A 15581-nucleotide genomic window follows, 5' to 3' on the forward strand; every position below is an offset into this window, starting at 1 on the left:
CCGGGCCGGCGCGCCGGCGGTACGGGGCTCGTCACGGACCCCCTGTCCTCCGGGCCCGTCGCGTCTCTTCCGGCGTCCCCCGTCCGGCGGATGCGGGCGGGCCCCGATCCGTACCGGCCGGGGCGCGAGGCACTGACTCCCGAGGGGATCACGCCGACCGGCCGGACGGTGGCTGCCGGGGCCGGTGGCGGGGGCCCCGGAGCGGCCCCGCGACCCATTCGGCCGTCCCGGACGTGTCGGAGCGTCGTCCGGCCGGGCCCCACCGGGCGGAATGCCGTACGGGCGAGGACGGTGGAAGCAGAAGACCGGAATCGATCCCGAGGCGGAGGCACCATGGAGAGGGCCAAGGAGACGGCCGAGCAGACCGCGGAAGGCGGCGAGGGCCTGCACTGCCTGGTCACGGGGGCCACCGGTTACATCGGGGGCCGCCTGGTGCCGGAGCTGCTGGCGGCCGGCCACCGGGTGCGCTGTCTGGCGAGGACCCCCGAGAAGCTGCGCGACTTCCCCTGGGCCGCCGAGGCGGAGGTGGTGCGCGGGGACGTCACCGATCCCACGTCGCTGGCGGAAGCCATGCGGGGCATCGACGTCGCGTACTACCTGGTGCACGCGCTGGGCACCGGGTCCGGCTTCGAGGAGACCGACCGCAGGGCGGCCCGGACCTTCGGAGAACAGGCCCGCGCGGCGGGAGTGGACCGCATCGTCTACCTGGGGGGCCTGACGCCCGGCGACGTACCGGAGGAGGAGCTCTCCCCGCATCTGCGGTCCCGCGCGGAGGTCGGACGCATCCTGCTGGATTCGGGGGTGCCGACGGCCGTGCTGCGGGCCGCCGTCATCATCGGGTCGGGTTCGGCGTCCTTCGAGATGCTCCGCTACCTCACCGAACGGCTGCCGGTCATGGTCACCCCGAGCTGGGTGTCCACCCGGATCCAGCCGATCGGCGTCCGGGACGTGCTGCGCTACCTCGTCGGCTGTGCCCGGATGCCGCGGGACGTGCACCGCACCTTCGACATCGGCGGCCCCGACGTCCTGACGTACCGGGTGATGATGGAGCGGTACGCCGAGGTCGGGCGCCTGCCGAAACGGCTGATCCTGCCCGTCCCGATGCTCACCCCCCGGCTGTCCAGCCACTGGATCGGACTGGTCACACCGGTGCCCCGGGCCCTCGCCCGGCCGCTCGCGGAGTCGCTGAGGTACGAGGTGGTCTGCCGCGAGCACGACATCGCGCGGTACGTCCCGGACGGGCCAGGTCAGCCCTTCCCCTTCGACAAGGCACTCGGCCTGGCCCTCCAGCGGGTCCGGGAGGCGAAGGTGACCACCCGGTGGTCCTCCGCCTCGCTCGCGGGCGCGCCCAGCGACCCGCTGCCCACGGACCCGGACTGGGCGGGCGGCAGTCTGTACGAGGACGTCCGGGGGCGGGACGTGGACGCCTCCCCGGCGGCGCTGTGGCGGGTGGTGGAGGGGATCGGGGGCGACAACGGCTGGTACTCGTTCCCGCTGGCCTGGGCGGTGCGGGGGTGGCTGGACCGGGCGATGGGCGGGGTCGGGCTGCGGCGGGGCCGCCGCGACGCCGACCGGCTCCGGGTCGGGGACTCGCTGGACTTCTGGCGCGTGGAGGAGATCGAGCCGGGCAGGCTGCTGCGGCTGCGGGCCGAGATGCGGCTGCCGGGGCTGGCCTGGCTGGAGATGTACGTGGAGGAGCGGGACGACGGGCGCTCCCACTACCGTCAGCGCGCGCTCTTCCACCCGCGCGGGCTGCTGGGCCACGCCTACTGGTGGAGCGTCTCGCCCTTCCACGCGGTCGTCTTCGGCGGAATGGCCCGCAACATCGCCCGCGCCGCGTCCCGGACCCCCGGCTCGGCCCGGTCCCGGGCTGAGACCGCGTCGGTGCGTCCCCGCCCCCGGGAGCAGAACTGAACGACACGGACGGCCGGCACGGCACCGCCGTCCGGTGGCGGCGCATCCGGACCGCCCCGCCGCACGGAAGAACCGGACACACCTGAAACTCCCTCAGTTCCCAGTCCCCAGTCCTCGTTCCTGTTCCGACCCGCCCAGGAGTAGCGCCATGACCGTCTCGGTCGTCCTGTTCACCTCCGATCTGCGGCTGCACGACCATCCGCCGCTGCGGGCCGCGTCGGCCGCGAGCGACGAGATCGTGCCGCTCTTCGTCCTCGACCGGCGCGTGGAGGAGGCCGGTTTCGCGGTGCCCAACCGGCGGGCCTTCCTCGCCGACTGCCTGCGGGACCTGGACGCGGGGCTGCGCGAGCGGGGCGGGCGGCTGGTGATCCGTACCGGGGACGTGTCCGAGGAGGTCTGCCGGGTCGCCGCCGAGACCGGTGCCCGGGACGTCCACATGTCCGGCGGGGTCAGCGCGTACGCCCACGCCCGTGAGGAGCGGCTGCGCGAGGAACTGGATTCGCGCGGTGCGAAGTTGCACGTGCACGACGCGGTGGTGACGGCCGTCGCACCGGGGACGGTACGGCCGACGGGCTCGGGGGCGGACCACTTCGCCGTGTTCACCCCGTACTTCCGGCGCTGGTCCCAGGAGCGGTTGCGGGACCCCCTCGGCCCGCCGCGCGAGGTCCGGGTGCCGGACAGCGCGCGCTCCGGCGAACTTCCGTCCCGCACACGTGTGTCTGGGGTCTCGCCCGCCCTGGCGGAGGGCGGCGAGAAGGCGGGCCGGGCCCTGGTCACCGCGTGGCGCCGATCCGGGCTCCAGTCCTACGAGGACACGCACGACGACCTCGCGGGCGACGCGACCTCGCGGCTCTCGCCGCATCTGCACTTCGGCACCGTCTCACCGGTGGAGCTGGTGGGGAGGGCCCGCAGCGCGGGCGGCGCGGGTGCGGAGGCGTTCGTGCGGCAGGTGTGCTGGCGCGACTTCCACCACCAGGTCCTCGCCGCCCGCACGGCCGCCGCCCACGAGAACTACCGTACGCAGCACGACACGTGGCGGGACGAGGAGGAGGCGGGGGACGAGATCGAGGCGTGGCGGCAGGGGCGCACCGGTTATCCCGTCGTGGACGCCGCGATGCGTCAGCTGCGCCACGAGGGCTGGATGCACAACCGCGGCCGGCTGCTCGCGGCGAGCTTCCTGGCGAAGACGCTGTACGTGGACTGGCGGATCGGCGCGCGGCACTTCCTGGACCTGCTGGTGGACGGCGATATCGCCAACAACCAGCTCAACTGGCAGTGGGTGGCGGGCACCGGGACGGACAGCCGCCCCAACCGGGTGCTCAACCCGGTGCGCCAGGGCCACCGTTACGACCCCGACGGGGCGTACGTACGCCGCTGGGTACCGGAGTTGGCGGGCGTCGCGGGCGGAGCGGTGCACGAGCCGTGGAAGCTTCCGGAGGCGGAGCGCGCCGCGCTGGACTACCCCGATCCGCTGGTCGGTCTGGCGGACTCACTGGCCCGGTTCAAGCAGGCGCGGGACCTGCGCTGAGGGCTCGGCCCTTCCCGTCGCGGGGGCGGTGTCCGGCCCGCGTGGCCGGACACCGCCCGGGTGCCCGGACGCGGGACGGCCCCGCCGGTGGGTGGGGGTGCCCGGCGGGGCCGTGTCTGTGAGGCAGGGGTGGGTGGGGTGTCAGACCTTGCGCCAGCGGGCGTTGGCCCAGGAGAAGAGCCCGAAGGCGGCCAGTCCGAGGGCGATGAGCGCGAGCAGCCAGGGTCCGGCGGGGGTGTCGGTGAAGGAGCGCAGGGTGTCGTCCATGCCCTTGGCCTGTCCGGGCTCGTGCTGGACGGCCGCGGCGATCGCGAACCCGCCCGCCGTGCCGAAGACGACGCCCCGGGCCGCGCCTCCGAACACACCGACCACGTCGACGGCCCGGCGGGTCTTCTCTCCGCTGCCGGACATGTCGAGGTGCTTGCGGAACTTCAGGGTCACCGCCCGGAAGGCCATCCAGAGTCCGACGCCCACGACGACGGCTCCGGCCGCGCCCACGATCCACTGGCCGCCGGGCCAGTCCAGAGCCTTGGCGGTGACGTCGTCGGTCTTCTTGTCGCTCGATCCGCTGCCGCTGCCCTTGTCCCCGGCCGCGTAGGAGAGCACGGAGTAGGCGACGAAGGCGTAGAAGACGCAGCGTCCCGCGGCGACGATCCGCTTGACCGGCTTGTGGCCGTCGGGGCCGGCCTGGCCGAACAGTGCCTCGGAGAGCCGCCAGAGCGCCATGCCGACGACGCCGATGCCGAGCAGCCACAGAAGGGCGACTCCCAGGGGCTGCTCGGCCACTTCCTTGAGCGCGCCGCCCCGGTCGGCCTGCTCTCCCCCACCGCCGCCGGAGAAGGCGACGCGCAGGGCGAGCACCCCGATCAGCAGGTAGATCACCCCACGCGCGACGAACCCGGCGCGCGCCGCCGTCTCGACCGCTTTCCCGTCGGCCGCGCTCCGGGCCCGTTCTCGTCCGCGTTCCGCTGTCGCACTCGTCATGGAGCGACGGGTGCCCCTGAACGGCGGATCAATGCCAGGGCCCGCGGAATCCGGGGCGGCGGAGGAACCGGGCTTCAGACCGCTTCGGGCTCCTCGGGCGGGGCGCTCTGCGCCTTCGCGCGCTTGCCGACGACGGCGGCGGCTGCCGCGGCGGTGCCGAGGAAGGCCAGCGCGACCACCCACGGCTTGTCGAGCGCGTGGCCGGTGGCGTGGTCCAGGGAGTAGCGTCCGGCGCCGGCGATGCCGATCGCGGCGGCGGTGAAGCCGAGGAACGCCGGGTACTCGTATCCGCCGCCCTGCGCGAAGAATCCGGCGGGGGCGTGCACGGCGACCGCGCCGGCCATCGCTCCGGCGGCGGCGGCTCCGGCCGCCGGGGTGGCGAGGCCGAGCGCGAGCAGCACGCCGCCGCCCGCTTCGCCGAGCCCGGCGGCGACGGCGCTGTGCTTGGGGGGATGGAAGCCCATGGCCTCCATGGCGGCCGTGGTGCCCTCGACCCCTCCGCCGCCGAACCAGCCCAGGAGCTTCTGGGAGCCGTGGGCGGCGAGGACGGCGCCGGTGCCGGCGCGCAGGACGAGCAGGCCGAGGTCACGCCGGTTGAGACAGGCCATGGAAGCTCCCGGGAACGAGGCGGACGGGGTACCGCTCCACTGTCGCGCGGCGCCGTTGCGGGGGCGCGGCCGGTTACTCCGTACGGGGGATGCCCGCGCGGTCGCGCGAGAGACGCCGAGGGGCGTCCCCGGGCATCCCGGGCGGGCGCCCGGATGCGACGTACGTCATTGTGCAACTAGTTGCACAATGACGTCCCGGTCCTCTACAACTGGCGGGACGACATCGCGCGAGGAGACCCCCATGAGCCCCTACCCCACGCTGCTGAGCCCCCTGGACCTCGGATTCACCACCCTCCCCAACCGGGTGGTCATGGGGTCGATGCACACCGGTCTCGAAGAGGCCGAGAACGGCTTCGAGCGGATGGCCGCGTTCTACGCCGAGCGCGCCCGCGGCGGTGTGGGCCTCATCGTCACGGGCGGCATCGCGCCCAGCGAGCGCGGCTGTTCCGCGCCCGGCGGCGCCAAGCTGACCACCGGGGCGGAGGCCGAGGAGCACACCCGGATCACCTCGGCGGTGCACGAGGCGGGCGGCCGGATCGCGCTGCAGATCCTGCACTTCGGCCGGTACGCGCACCACCCGGACCTGGTGGCGCCGAGCGCCCTCAAGGCGCCGATCAGCGGCTTCACCCCGCACGCGCTGACGGACGAGGAGGTCGAGGAGACGATCGAGGAGTTCGTCCGCGCCGCCGTCCTCGCCCGACGGGCCGGGTACGACGGCGTCGAGATCATGGGCTCCGAGGGCTACCTCATCAACGAGTTCGTCGTGGCGGAGACCAACCACCGCACCGACCGCTGGGGCGGCTCGTACGAGAACCGTGTGCGCTTCCCGGTCGAGATCGTGCGCCGGGTGCGCGAGGCCGTCGGCGACGACTTCATCCTGATCTACCGGCTCTCCATGCTCGACCTGGTGCCGGACGGCTCGACCCTGGAGGAGGTCGTGCACCTCGCCCGCGCGGTCGAGGCGGCCGGGGCGACCCTCATCAACACCGGTATCGGCTGGCACGAGGCCCGCATCCCCACCATCGCGACGTCGGTGCCGCGCGGTGCGTTCACCTGGGTGACCGAGAAGGTGCGCGGCGCGGTCTCCGTACCGCTGGTGACGAGCAACCGGGTCAACACCCCCGAGGTCGCCGAGGAGATCCTCGCCTCGGGCCGCGCGGACATGGTGTCGATGGCCCGGCCCTTCCTCGCCGACCCCGAGTTCGTGGCGAAGGCGGCGGCCGGCCGCTCCGACGCCATCAACACCTGCATCGGCTGCAACCAGGCGTGCCTGGACCACGTGTTCAGCCTCAAGATCACGTCCTGCCTGGTCAACCCCCGGGCCTGCCACGAGACCGAGCTGGTCCTCTCCCCCACCCGGACCCGCCGGAGCGTCGCGGTCGTCGGCGCGGGACCGGCCGGACTGGCCTGCGCGGTCACGGCGGCCGAACGCGGCCACGCGGTCACCCTCTTCGAGGCGGCCGACGAGATCGGCGGCCAGCTCGACGTGGCGCGCCAGGTGCCCGGCAAGGAGGAGTTCGACGAGACGCTGCGCTACTTCCGCACCCGGCTGCGCGAGCTGGAGGTCGACGTACGGCTCTCCACCCGCGCCGGGGCGGACACGCTCGACGGCTACGACGAGGTGGTGCTCGCCACCGGGGTCGAGCCGCGCACCCCGCCCATCGAGGGGGCCGGCCACCCCAGCGTGGTCGGCTACCTGGACGTGCTGCGCGACAAGGCGCCGGTCGGCGACCGGGTCGCGGTCGTCGGGGCGGGCGGCATCGGCTTCGACGTCGCCGCGTTCCTCACCGACTCCGGGGAGGGCACGAGCCAGGACCCCGAGGCCTTCCTGCGCAGCTGGGGCGTGGACACCGCCTACGCCCACCGGGGCGGGCTCCGTCTGCCGGAGCGCCCGAGGCCGCCGCGCACGGTCCACCTGATCCAGCGCAAGGCGACCAAGGTCGGCGCGGGGCTGGGCAAGACCACGGGGTGGATCCACCGCACCGAGCTCCGCCACCGGGGCGTCACCATGATCGCGGGCGCCACCTACGACCGGATCGACGACGCGGGACTGCACCTGACCGTGGACGGCGAGCAGCATGTGCTGCCGGTCGACACGGTCGTGCTCTGCGCGGGCCAGGAACCGCGCCGGGAGCTGTACGAGGAGCTCGTCGCGGCGGGCCGGCCGGTGCATCTGATCGGCGGCGCCGACGTGGCGGCCGAACTCGACGCCAAGCGGGCCGTCCGGCAGGGCACGGAGCTGGCCGCCTCGCTCTGAGCACGCTCCGGGCCCGGTCCCCGGGCCCGCGTTCGTAGGATGCACCCCATGTCACTGCCGCACGCGATCCTCACCGCTCTGCTGGAGAAGCCGTCGTCCGGGCTCGAACTCACCCGCCGGTTCGACCGGTCGATCGGCTACTTCTGGTCGTCGACGCACCAGCAGATCTACCGCGAGCTGGGCAGGCTGGAGCAGGCCGGGCGGATCAGGGCCCTGCGGCCCGGCCGGCCCGCGAGGGGCAGCAAGAAGGAGTACGAGGTGCTGCCGGCGGGCCGCGAGGAGCTGGCGGCCTGGGTGGCGCTCCCCGAGGACCCGAAGCCGGTCCGCGATCCGCTGCTGCTGCGGATGCGGGCGGCGGCGGTCGTCGGGGCGCCCGGGCTCGGCGCGGAGCTCCGCCGCCACCTGGAGCTGCACCGGCGGCAGCTGGCGGAGTACCGGGAGATCGAGGAGCGGGACTTCCCGCCGGAGCGGAGGGCGGGCCAGGACGACCGGCTCCGCCACCTCGTGCTGCGCGGCGGCATCGACCTGGAGAGCTTCTGGATCACCTGGCTGACCGGGGCGATCGAAGGGCTCGCCGGCCCGGAGGGAGCCGTGGGTGACACCGTGCGGGACAAAGCCGCGCCCCGCGACAGCCGGTGACCGTCCCCGGCGGGCGGGGCCCGGCCGACCGGGCCGACGTGCGCTTCCCCGTCCCGCGCGCCCGCGTGCGGGGTCCCGGCGGCTCCGCCCGGTACGGCCTTCGCGCCCTCCCGCACGCGCCGCGGGCCGTCCTAACCTGGGCCGACGCGGCCGACGGACCGGCCCAGTCCCAGGGGAGGCGCGTGTGAGCGCGTACGACGAACTGATCGAAGCCGAAAATCCCGTCCTCTACCTCCGGCTGGGCGGCGCCGGTACGGAGCTGTCCCCGGGCGGGCCGCGCGCCGTGTTCCACGGGTCGCCGTCCCACAGCCATCTGCCCAACGGCGACAGCGCCACCCTCTTCGACGGCACCCCCGACCAGTACGTCGAAGTCCCCGACGACCGCTCCCTCTCGGTGTCGACGACCGGGGCGCTGACGGTGGAGGCCTGGTTCCGTCCCGACACCCTCGTCTTCCCGGCGAGCGAAGGCACCGGATACGTCCACTGGCTGGGAAAGCTCAGCTACGCGACGGTCAACCAGGCCGAATGGACGGCGCGGATCTACAGCGCCGACAACACCGAGGGCCGCGCCAACCGCGTCTCCGGATACGCCTTCAACCCCACCGGCGGGCTGGGCGCCGGTTCCTACTTCCAGGACACCCTGTATCCCGGGGAGTGGATCCACTACGCCCTGGTGATCAACACCAGTCCCGCCGGACCCTCCTACCCGACCGGCTTCACGAAGATCTACCGCGACGGGAGGCTGCGCGACCAGGACGCGCTCGCCGACTACTCGATCGTGCCGGGCGACACCCCGTCCCCCGTGCGCATCGGTACGGCGAGCCTGCGCTCCTTCTTCCTGGGCGCCGTCGGCAAGGTCGCCGTCTACCCGCGCGAGCTGACCGCCGAGCGGCTTCTGGTCCACCACGCCGTCATGACCGGCGTCTGAGGCGCTCCACGACAGCTGAGGGTGCGGCTCTCCGGCCCGGCCGGCCGGAGAGCGCGGGCGCACGCCTCCGGTGCCCGGTCAGCTTCCGGCGGCGGCAGCGGGTTCGGGGCTGTCGGCCACCGGCCGCTCCAGGGACCTGGGGCTCCCGATGACCGTGCGCCGCCAGACTCCCGCCCTCCGGCGGACGCCCGGGACGGCGGGCACGGGAGAGGCCGGATGGCGGCCCCGTACGGAGACGGGGGCGGGCACGGACGCGGCTGCGGGCAGGGGCCCCGCCGGGCCGTCCGCCTCGGGTACCGGCGCGGGCTCCGGCTGCCCGGCCGGGCGCCCCTCCCCGGACTGCGCGGCGGTCTGCCCGGCGGACTCGGTCCCGGACCGCGACCCGGACTGCGTCTCGGACCGCGTCCCGGACTGCGTCTCGGCCTGCATCTCGGACTGCGCCTTGCTGAGCAGGATCACTCCGCACGCCGAGAGCGCGATGCCCACGCCCGCCGGGATCAGACTGAGGGGGCCGCCCTGGAGGCGCTCGCCGAGCAGCACCATGCCGATCACGGCGGCGGCCACCGGGTTGGCCAGGGTCAGTACGGCGAGCGGTGCGCCCAGGCCGTCGCGGTAGGCGGTCTGGGAGAACAGCAGCCCGCCCATGGAGAAGGCGGCGACCAGCAGGGCCACGACCACGGTGCGCGGGGTCAGCAGGGCGTCCGAGGTGTGCGCGGTGAGCGCGACCGTCAGGGTCTGGGTCAGCGCGGAGGCGACCCCGGAGGTGATCCCGGAGGCTGCGGCGTGCCGCAGTCCGGGGCGGGCTCCGGGCCTGCCGAGGCCGGACACCACGGCGAGTGTGACCGCCCCGACGCCGAGGGCTTCGCCGAGGCCGAGGGTCTCGTGCGGGGCGGCGCCGCCCGCCGCCGTCAGCAGGGCGGCCAGTCCGACGAGGGTGAGGGCGGTGCCCCGCCACTCGGTGCCGCTGACCTTGCGTCCGGCGGTGCGGGCGCCGAGGGGTACGGCAGCCACCAGGGTGAGCGCGCCGAGCGGCTGGACCAGGGTGAGCGGCCCGTACTTCAGGGCGGCCACGTGCAACAGGGCCCCGGTGGCGTTGAGCCCGACCGACGCCCACCAGGCGCCGCGTCCGAGCAGCCGGAGTCCGCCGGTGCCCGGTTCGGTGCGCCCGGCGAGCCGGGACTGGGCCACGGCCGCGGCGGCGTAGGCCACGGCGGAGACGAGGCAGAAGAGGATGGCGACGAGCGTGGCGTTCACCGTCCGGCTCCGGGCGAGGTGAGGGTCCGCTGCGGGGCCTGGGCGCCCCCGGCGTAGGCCGGGCTCCCGCCGTAATCGGGGCTTCCGGCGGGGGCGGGGAGACCGGCGGCGTAGGCCGCGGGGGTCTCAGCGGCGAATCCGGCCGCGGCTGCGGAGGGCCAGGGGCCTCGGAGCCGTACCGCCCGGGACGGCAGGTGCAGCGGGATCGCGGCCAGCGCGAGGGCGAGGAGGGCCGAGACGACGAGGGAGTCGAGCCAGTAGTGGTTGGCGGTGCCGACGATCACCAGCAGGGTGACGAGCGGATGGGCCAGCCACAGCCAGCGCCACCGGGAACGGCCGGCGGCGACGAGTCCGACGGCGACCATGAGGGCCCAGCCGAAGTGCAGCGACGGCATCGCGGCGAACTGGTTGGCCATGGTGTCGGTGGTGGGCGTCGCGCCGTAGACCGTGGGTCCGTAGACCTGGCCGGTGTCGACCAGTCCCGCGGCGGCCAGCATGCGCGGCGGGGCCAGCGGGAAGAGGAGGTGGAGCGCGAGGGCGGCGCCGGTGAGCGCCGCGAGTATTCGGCGGGACCAGACGTAGTGGTGGGGGTGGCGCCAGTACAGCCAGACCAGGAACAGCACGGTGGCCGGGAAGTGGACCACCGCGTAGTAGGTGTTCGCCAGGTGGATCAGGGTCTCGCTGTGCAGCAGGAGCCCCTGGACGTCGCCCTCTCCGGGCAGGCCGAGCGCCCGTTCGACGTTCCAGACGTGTCCGGCGTTGTGGAAGGCCTCGTCGACATGGCCGTTGGCCGCTTGGCGGCCGAGCTTGTAGACGAGGAAGAGCCCGACGACGAGCAGGAATTCGCGTACGAGGGGCGGGCGGGCCGACGCGTCCGGCTCCCGTTCCACAGGCGTTCTGCGGGCGTACATCACCCGTGCCCCTTTACTGACGATGCGGTGGTGCCTGGGCGTGGTCCGGTCCACACCCGATCGATACGCCAGTGTACCGATACGCAAACGTATCGGTACACTGGCGTATCGAAGCGTTGTACTGCCGAGCCCAGGAGGAACGAACCGTGCCAACCCGGGACTCCGTGCAGGAAACGCATGACAAGCAGGAAAAACAGGAAAGTCCGGACTCCGGGACACCGGAGACGGCGGCACCCTCACCCCGGTCACCTAGGTCGAAAATCACACCGGAGCGGGCCCAGGAGCTGTACGGGGCGGTGCTGGAACTGCTCCGCGAGAGCGGGTACGAATCCCTCACCATGGAGGGGGTCGCCGCACGGACCCGCTGCGGCAAGTCGACGCTCTACCGACAGTGGGGGTCGAAGCCCGAGCTGGTCGTCGCGGCGCTCCACAGCACCCGGCGCGGATCGCTCGCCCACATCGACACCGGCTCCCTGGCAGGCGATCTGCTGGCCGCGGCGCGGGCGATCGGGGCGCGCTCCGGCCTGGACACCACCCTGGTGCACGCTCTGAGCCACGCCGCCCTGCAGAGCCCGGAGCTGCTCTGCGCGATGCGGGAATCCCTCGTACTGCCGGAGATCGCGGCGATCGAGGCCATGGTCCGCCGGGGCCGCGAGCGCGGCGAGATCGCCCCCGACTGCGCGACCGCGGAGTACGTCGCGGCCCAGCTGTTCGGCATGGTGCGCGTACGGCCGCTGCTCGACAGCCGGCACGCGGACGCGGAGTACCTGGTGCGGTTCACGGAGAAGGCCATCCTGCCCGGGCTCGGACTGGAGACACCTCCGGACGAGCCCTGACGAAACGTGGGCCGTCCATCCCAGCGGAGGGAACGGCTCGCTCGCGCCGCACCGTGGGGACGGGGGCGGCGCACCCCGAACGGCCGGCGACTTCCACCGAAGACGCCGGCCGTTCGCGTACCCGGAACACCCCGGCAATCCCCCTTCCCCGCTTTTCGTCCTCTTGACGATATCCCCGCCGACCCCTATCGTCTCCGTTGTCGTCACCCTGACGAGAAACGGAAGGGGTCGTTCTCATGGCCGACATCACCCGGCGCTTCGGCTGGCGTCATCTGCGCTCCGCGCCGACCGCCCACATCCGCCACCACAAGCGCGGCACGCTCACCCACGACGGCCCCGGGCTGAGCTTCTGGTACCGCTCGCTGAGCGCCGCGCTCTCCGAGGTGCCGGTGGACGACCGGGAGCTGGCGATGGCGTTCCACGCCCGCACCGCCGACTTCCAGGACGTCACCGTGCAAGCCACCGTCACCTACCGGGTCAGCGACCCCGCGCTGGCGGCGGCCCGCCTGGACTTCTCGGTGGACCCGGACACCGGGGTGTGGCGCGGCTCCCCGCTCGACCAGATCGCGACCCTCCTGACCGAGACCGCGCAGCAGCACACCCTGGACGCGCTGGCCCGCACCCCGCTCGCCACCGCCCTCGTCGACGGGGTGACCCTGGTGCGCGAGCGCGTCTCGGCCGGTCTCGCCACCGAGCCCCGGCTGCCCGCGACGGGTCTCGACGTGGTGGCGACCCGGGTCGTGGCCATCCGCCCCGAGGCGGAGGTGGAACGCGCCCTGCGCACCCCCGCCCGCGAACAGATCCAGCAGGAGGCCGACCGGGCCACCTACGAGCGCCGCGCGGTGGCGGTCGAGCGGGAACGCGCCATCGCCGAGAACGAGCTCGCCAGCCAGATCGAACTCGCCCGCCGCGAGGAGCACCTGGTCGACCAGCGCGGCACCAACGCCCGCCGGGAGGCCGAGGAGAGGGCGGCGGCGGACGACGTCCGGGCCCGCGCCGAGGCGTCCCGCGCGGTGCGGCTGGCCAAGGCCGAGGCGGAGGCCGTACGGGAGACGGGCGCGGCCCGGGCCGACGCGCAGGCGGCCTGGCTGCGCGTCCACGCCGAGGTCGACGCGGCCACCCTGCACGCCCTCGCGGCGACCAGGCTGGCCGAGAACCTGCCGCGCATCGACAGCCTCACCCTCTCCCCCGACCTGCTGACCGGACTCCTCGCCCGTCTCGGCCGCCCCGGCGGCGGGACCCCGGCGTGAGCCTCGCCCCCCGTGCCGTCCTCGTGCACCGGACCACGGAGTACGAGGAACTGCTCGCCCGGCACGGTACGCACGGCCAGGCGGCGTTCTTCCTCTCCACCCGCGGGCGCTCCCTGGACGAGGTGGCGGCCCGCCACCACCGGACGCGGCGGGCGCTCGCCGACGTGGCGTCCGCCGTGCCGCTCACCTGGCGGCGCTCCCGGGTGGAGCGGGCCGACCTGGACCGCTTCCTCTTCGGGCCGGAGGACGTGGTGATCGTGGTCGGCCAGGACGGGCTGGTGGCCAACGCGGCGAAGTACCTCGCCGGTCAGCCGGTGATCGGTATCGACACCGAGCCCGGACGCAATCCCGGCGTCCTCGTGCGTCACCGCGTACGGGACACCGGAGCCCTGCTCCGCGCGGCGACCGCCCCCGGGGCCGGCGGCCGGGCGGACGAGCTGACGATGGTGGAGGCGGTGGCGGACGACGGCGAACGGCTGGTGGCCCTCAACGAGATCTACCTGGGCCCCCCGGGCCACCAGACCGCCCGCTACCGGATCGGCCCGGACACCGGGGCCGCCGATCCTTCCGGTGCCGGTGCCGGTGCCGCTTCCGGTGCCGGGGACACCCCCTCCGGTGCGGGTGAGGCGCAGGCTTCCTCGGGCGTGCTGGTCGGCACGGGCACGGGCGCCACGGGCTGGCTCCGCTCCCTCTGGCAGGAGCGCGGCAGTGCCCTGCGGCTGCCCGCGCCCACGGATCCCCGGCTGCTCTGGTTCGTCCGGGAGGCGTGGCCGTCGCCGGTCACGGGAACGTCGCTGGTCGCCGGGGAGTTGGGCCGCGGCCAGGGGCTGCGGCTGACGGTGGAGTCGGACCGGATGGTGGTGTTCGGCGACGGGATGGAGTCCGACGCGCTGGAGTTGGCCTGGGGCCAGGCGGTACGGCTCGGCATCTCCCCGGCCTCGCTGCGGCTGGTCGGATGAGGGCGGCGGTGGGGGCCTCCTCGGAGTCTGGTGGAGCAGCATGCCGTCGATACTTCCCGGCGGAGCGGGACCCGGATCGCGACTTCCCGGCGGAGCGGGACCCGGATCGTGCCTGACGCGTCCCACCGGCGCGTCGCGCCCGCCGACGGGTTCGGCCCCGTCGCGTCGTGCGGCGGGGCCGAACCCGGGTCGTGGCAGGTCAGGCACGTCAAGAGGCGGTCCCACGTCCGTGGTGGGTGGTGCGTGCGTCCCGCACGAGCAGGGCGGGGCGCGGGGGACGTGGGAGAGGCGCAGGACGGGTCGTCAGGTCTGAGGCTTCTTGCCGTGGTTGGCGGGATGCTTGCGACGGGCCTTCTTCTTCCGTCGACGCTTCGAGGACATGGTCACCTCCAGCAGGAATCGGGACCGTCGGGAAGCTGCTGTTCCGACCGCTCCATGGTCCCAGGGCCGGGGGCGCGGCGCGATTCGGAGCCGCCGGAGCCCTCCACCGGACCCGCCGGAGCCCATACCGGACCGGACGTACTTCCTCGTACGGGGGACGTGCGTTTCCGTCGTTCCTTCCCGTTCCGGTCCCGATTCCGGACCTGTTCGGCGACGAAGAGGTTCGGACGGCGCAGGACCGAGCAGGCGGGAGACATGGACTCTCTTCCGCGTACCACCACAGCGTCCGCCCTCCGCTCGCCGGCCCCGGGGCCCCGCGCGCGTGCGCCGCGTTCCGGCGGGTTCCGCAGGTTCGGCGTCGTCCCCGTCCTGGCCGCTTCGCTCACGCTCGCGGCGGCCGGCTGCGGTTCCGGAGACTCCACGTCGACCGATCCGGTCGGCGCGAGCCACTCGGTGCCGTCCGGAGCGGCCACACCCGAAGCGCCCGGCACCACGGGCGGACCCGCGGCGGACAGCCCCTCGGCACCGGCCGCCGACCCCGTTCCGTCCGGGCCGTCCGGGCCGTCCGAGCCCGCCGAACCTTCCGCCTCTGCCGGAGCCGGTGGAGCGAGTGCCGCTCAGCGGTGCGCCGCCGAGACGCTGACCATGAGCCTGGCTCCCGCGGACGCCGGAGCGGGTCAGGTCTACTACCGGCTCACGTTCACCAACACGGCCAAGGAGACGTGCGTGCTGAAGGGTTACCCCGGTGTCTCGCTGATCCGGCGCGACGGCAGCGCGGTCGGCGTGCCCGCCACGCACGAGGGAACGGCCGGTACGAGTACGGCACTCGGCCCCGGCAGGACGGCCGAGGTCACCCTGCACACCAACAACCGGGGGATCTCCGACGCTCCGTGCTGGACCCGTCCCGACTACCTCAAGGTGTACCCGCCGGGGTCCACCCGGGCGCTCACCCTGCGGACCACTGAACCCCTCGTCTGCGGCGACCGGTTCACGACGACCGCGGTGGCGGGCGGCTGACACCGGCAGGGCGCCCCGCAGCACGCACCCGCCTCCGACCGCCGCTCCACCTGGGTGGAACTCGCCGACGAGGCCTCGCGTACCGTTCAGCCTTCGGACATCAACGGGTCAGACG

13 protein-coding genes are annotated in these 15581 nt (G+C 74.1%); 9 read left to right on the forward strand and 4 right to left on the reverse strand.

Features of this window, described 5'->3' with window-relative positions:
* Window positions 1-333 precede the first annotated feature (333 nt).
* Both ACFWEE_RS07755 and ACFWEE_RS07760 read left to right on the forward strand, forming a co-directional pair.
* Complete coding sequence (locus ACFWEE_RS07755; protein ID WP_386887339.1) at window positions 334-1914, forward strand: SDR family oxidoreductase; 1581 nt, start codon at window positions 334-336, stop codon at window positions 1912-1914.
* A 148-nt stretch (window positions 1915-2062) separates the two neighbouring features.
* Window positions 2063-3442, forward strand: a complete 1380-nt coding sequence (locus tag ACFWEE_RS07760; protein WP_386887341.1) for a cryptochrome/photolyase family protein — start codon at window positions 2063-2065, stop codon at window positions 3440-3442.
* Between the two features lie 141 nt (window positions 3443-3583).
* Here ACFWEE_RS07760 and ACFWEE_RS07765 read toward each other — a convergent pair whose 3' ends face one another.
* A complete protein-coding gene (locus ACFWEE_RS07765) occupies window positions 3584-4426 on the reverse strand; it encodes a DUF1206 domain-containing protein (protein WP_386887343.1) in 843 nt (280 codons plus the stop codon).
* Between the two features lie 74 nt (window positions 4427-4500).
* The gene (locus ACFWEE_RS07770) at window positions 4501-5034 is read right to left on the reverse strand and encodes a DoxX family membrane protein (RefSeq protein ID WP_386887345.1); all 534 of its coding nucleotides are present in this window, start codon (window positions 5032-5034) and stop codon (window positions 4501-4503) included.
* 241 nt (window positions 5035-5275) lie between these two features.
* On the opposite strand from ACFWEE_RS07770, the gene ACFWEE_RS07775 reads away from it, so the two are divergent.
* From ACFWEE_RS07775 to ACFWEE_RS07785, 3 genes are all read left to right on the forward strand, one after another.
* Complete coding sequence (locus ACFWEE_RS07775; protein ID WP_386887347.1) at window positions 5276-7291, forward strand: FAD-dependent oxidoreductase; 2016 nt, start codon at window positions 5276-5278, stop codon at window positions 7289-7291.
* Between the two features lie 48 nt (window positions 7292-7339).
* Complete coding sequence (locus tag ACFWEE_RS07780) at window positions 7340-7930, forward strand: PadR family transcriptional regulator (protein WP_386887349.1); 591 nt, start codon at window positions 7340-7342, stop codon at window positions 7928-7930.
* Window positions 7931-8114: 184 nt separating this feature from the next.
* Window positions 8115-8858 (forward strand): LamG-like jellyroll fold domain-containing protein, encoded by a 744-nt coding sequence (locus ACFWEE_RS07785; protein WP_386887351.1) that lies wholly within the window; start codon window positions 8115-8117, stop codon window positions 8856-8858.
* A gap of 78 nt (window positions 8859-8936) precedes the next feature.
* Here ACFWEE_RS07785 and ACFWEE_RS07790 read toward each other — a convergent pair whose 3' ends face one another.
* On the reverse strand, window positions 8937-10112 hold the full coding sequence (locus ACFWEE_RS07790) for a DMT family transporter (protein WP_386887352.1): 1176 nt from the start codon (window positions 10110-10112) through the stop codon (window positions 8937-8939).
* Complete coding sequence (locus ACFWEE_RS07795) at window positions 10109-11026, reverse strand: phosphatase PAP2 family protein (RefSeq protein WP_386887432.1); 918 nt, start codon at window positions 11024-11026, stop codon at window positions 10109-10111. Before ACFWEE_RS07795 ends, ACFWEE_RS07790 begins: the two co-directional genes overlap by 4 nt.
* Window positions 11027-11283: 257 nt before the next feature.
* Between ACFWEE_RS07795 and ACFWEE_RS07800 the strand changes: the two genes are divergently transcribed.
* The 4 genes from ACFWEE_RS07800 (at window position 11284) to ACFWEE_RS07815 (ending at window position 15466) form a co-directional block, all read left to right on the forward strand.
* Complete coding sequence (locus tag ACFWEE_RS07800) at window positions 11284-11859, forward strand: TetR/AcrR family transcriptional regulator (RefSeq protein WP_386887434.1); 576 nt, start codon at window positions 11284-11286, stop codon at window positions 11857-11859.
* 236 nt (window positions 11860-12095) lie between these two features.
* Complete coding sequence (locus ACFWEE_RS07805; protein WP_386887353.1) at window positions 12096-13109, forward strand: SPFH domain-containing protein; 1014 nt, start codon at window positions 12096-12098, stop codon at window positions 13107-13109.
* On the forward strand, window positions 13106-14068 hold the full coding sequence (locus ACFWEE_RS07810) for a hypothetical protein (protein WP_386887355.1): 963 nt from the start codon (window positions 13106-13108) through the stop codon (window positions 14066-14068). Before ACFWEE_RS07805 ends, ACFWEE_RS07810 begins: the two co-directional genes overlap by 4 nt.
* Before the next feature lie 636 nt (window positions 14069-14704).
* Window positions 14705-15466, forward strand: coding sequence for a DUF4232 domain-containing protein (locus ACFWEE_RS07815; protein ID WP_386887356.1), 762 nt, complete (start codon window positions 14705-14707; stop codon window positions 15464-15466).
* Window positions 15467-15581 lie beyond the last annotated feature (115 nt).

Origin of the sequence: Streptomyces sp. NPDC060184 (assembly GCF_042728795.1) — a bacterium.
Taxonomy (GTDB): domain Bacteria; phylum Actinomycetota; class Actinomycetes; order Streptomycetales; family Streptomycetaceae; genus Streptomyces.

Coding starts and splice junctions, on each gene's coding strand:
- ACFWEE_RS07815 (WP_386887356.1), top strand. CDS start 14,705: ATGGACTCTCTTCCGCGTACCACCACAGCGTCCGCCCTCCGCTCGCCG.
- ACFWEE_RS07805 (WP_386887353.1), top strand. CDS start 12,096: ATGGCCGACATCACCCGGCGCTTCGGCTGGCGTCATCTGCGCTCCGCG.
- ACFWEE_RS07770 (WP_386887345.1), bottom strand. CDS start 5,034: ATGGCCTGTCTCAACCGGCGTGACCTCGGCCTGCTCGTCCTGCGCGCC.
- ACFWEE_RS07775 (WP_386887347.1), top strand. CDS start 5,276: ATGAGCCCCTACCCCACGCTGCTGAGCCCCCTGGACCTCGGATTCACC.
- ACFWEE_RS07760 (WP_386887341.1), top strand. CDS start 2,063: ATGACCGTCTCGGTCGTCCTGTTCACCTCCGATCTGCGGCTGCACGAC.
- ACFWEE_RS07755 (WP_386887339.1), top strand. CDS start 334: ATGGAGAGGGCCAAGGAGACGGCCGAGCAGACCGCGGAAGGCGGCGAG.
- ACFWEE_RS07780 (WP_386887349.1), top strand. CDS start 7,340: ATGTCACTGCCGCACGCGATCCTCACCGCTCTGCTGGAGAAGCCGTCG.
- ACFWEE_RS07765 (WP_386887343.1), bottom strand. CDS start 4,426: ATGACGAGTGCGACAGCGGAACGCGGACGAGAACGGGCCCGGAGCGCG.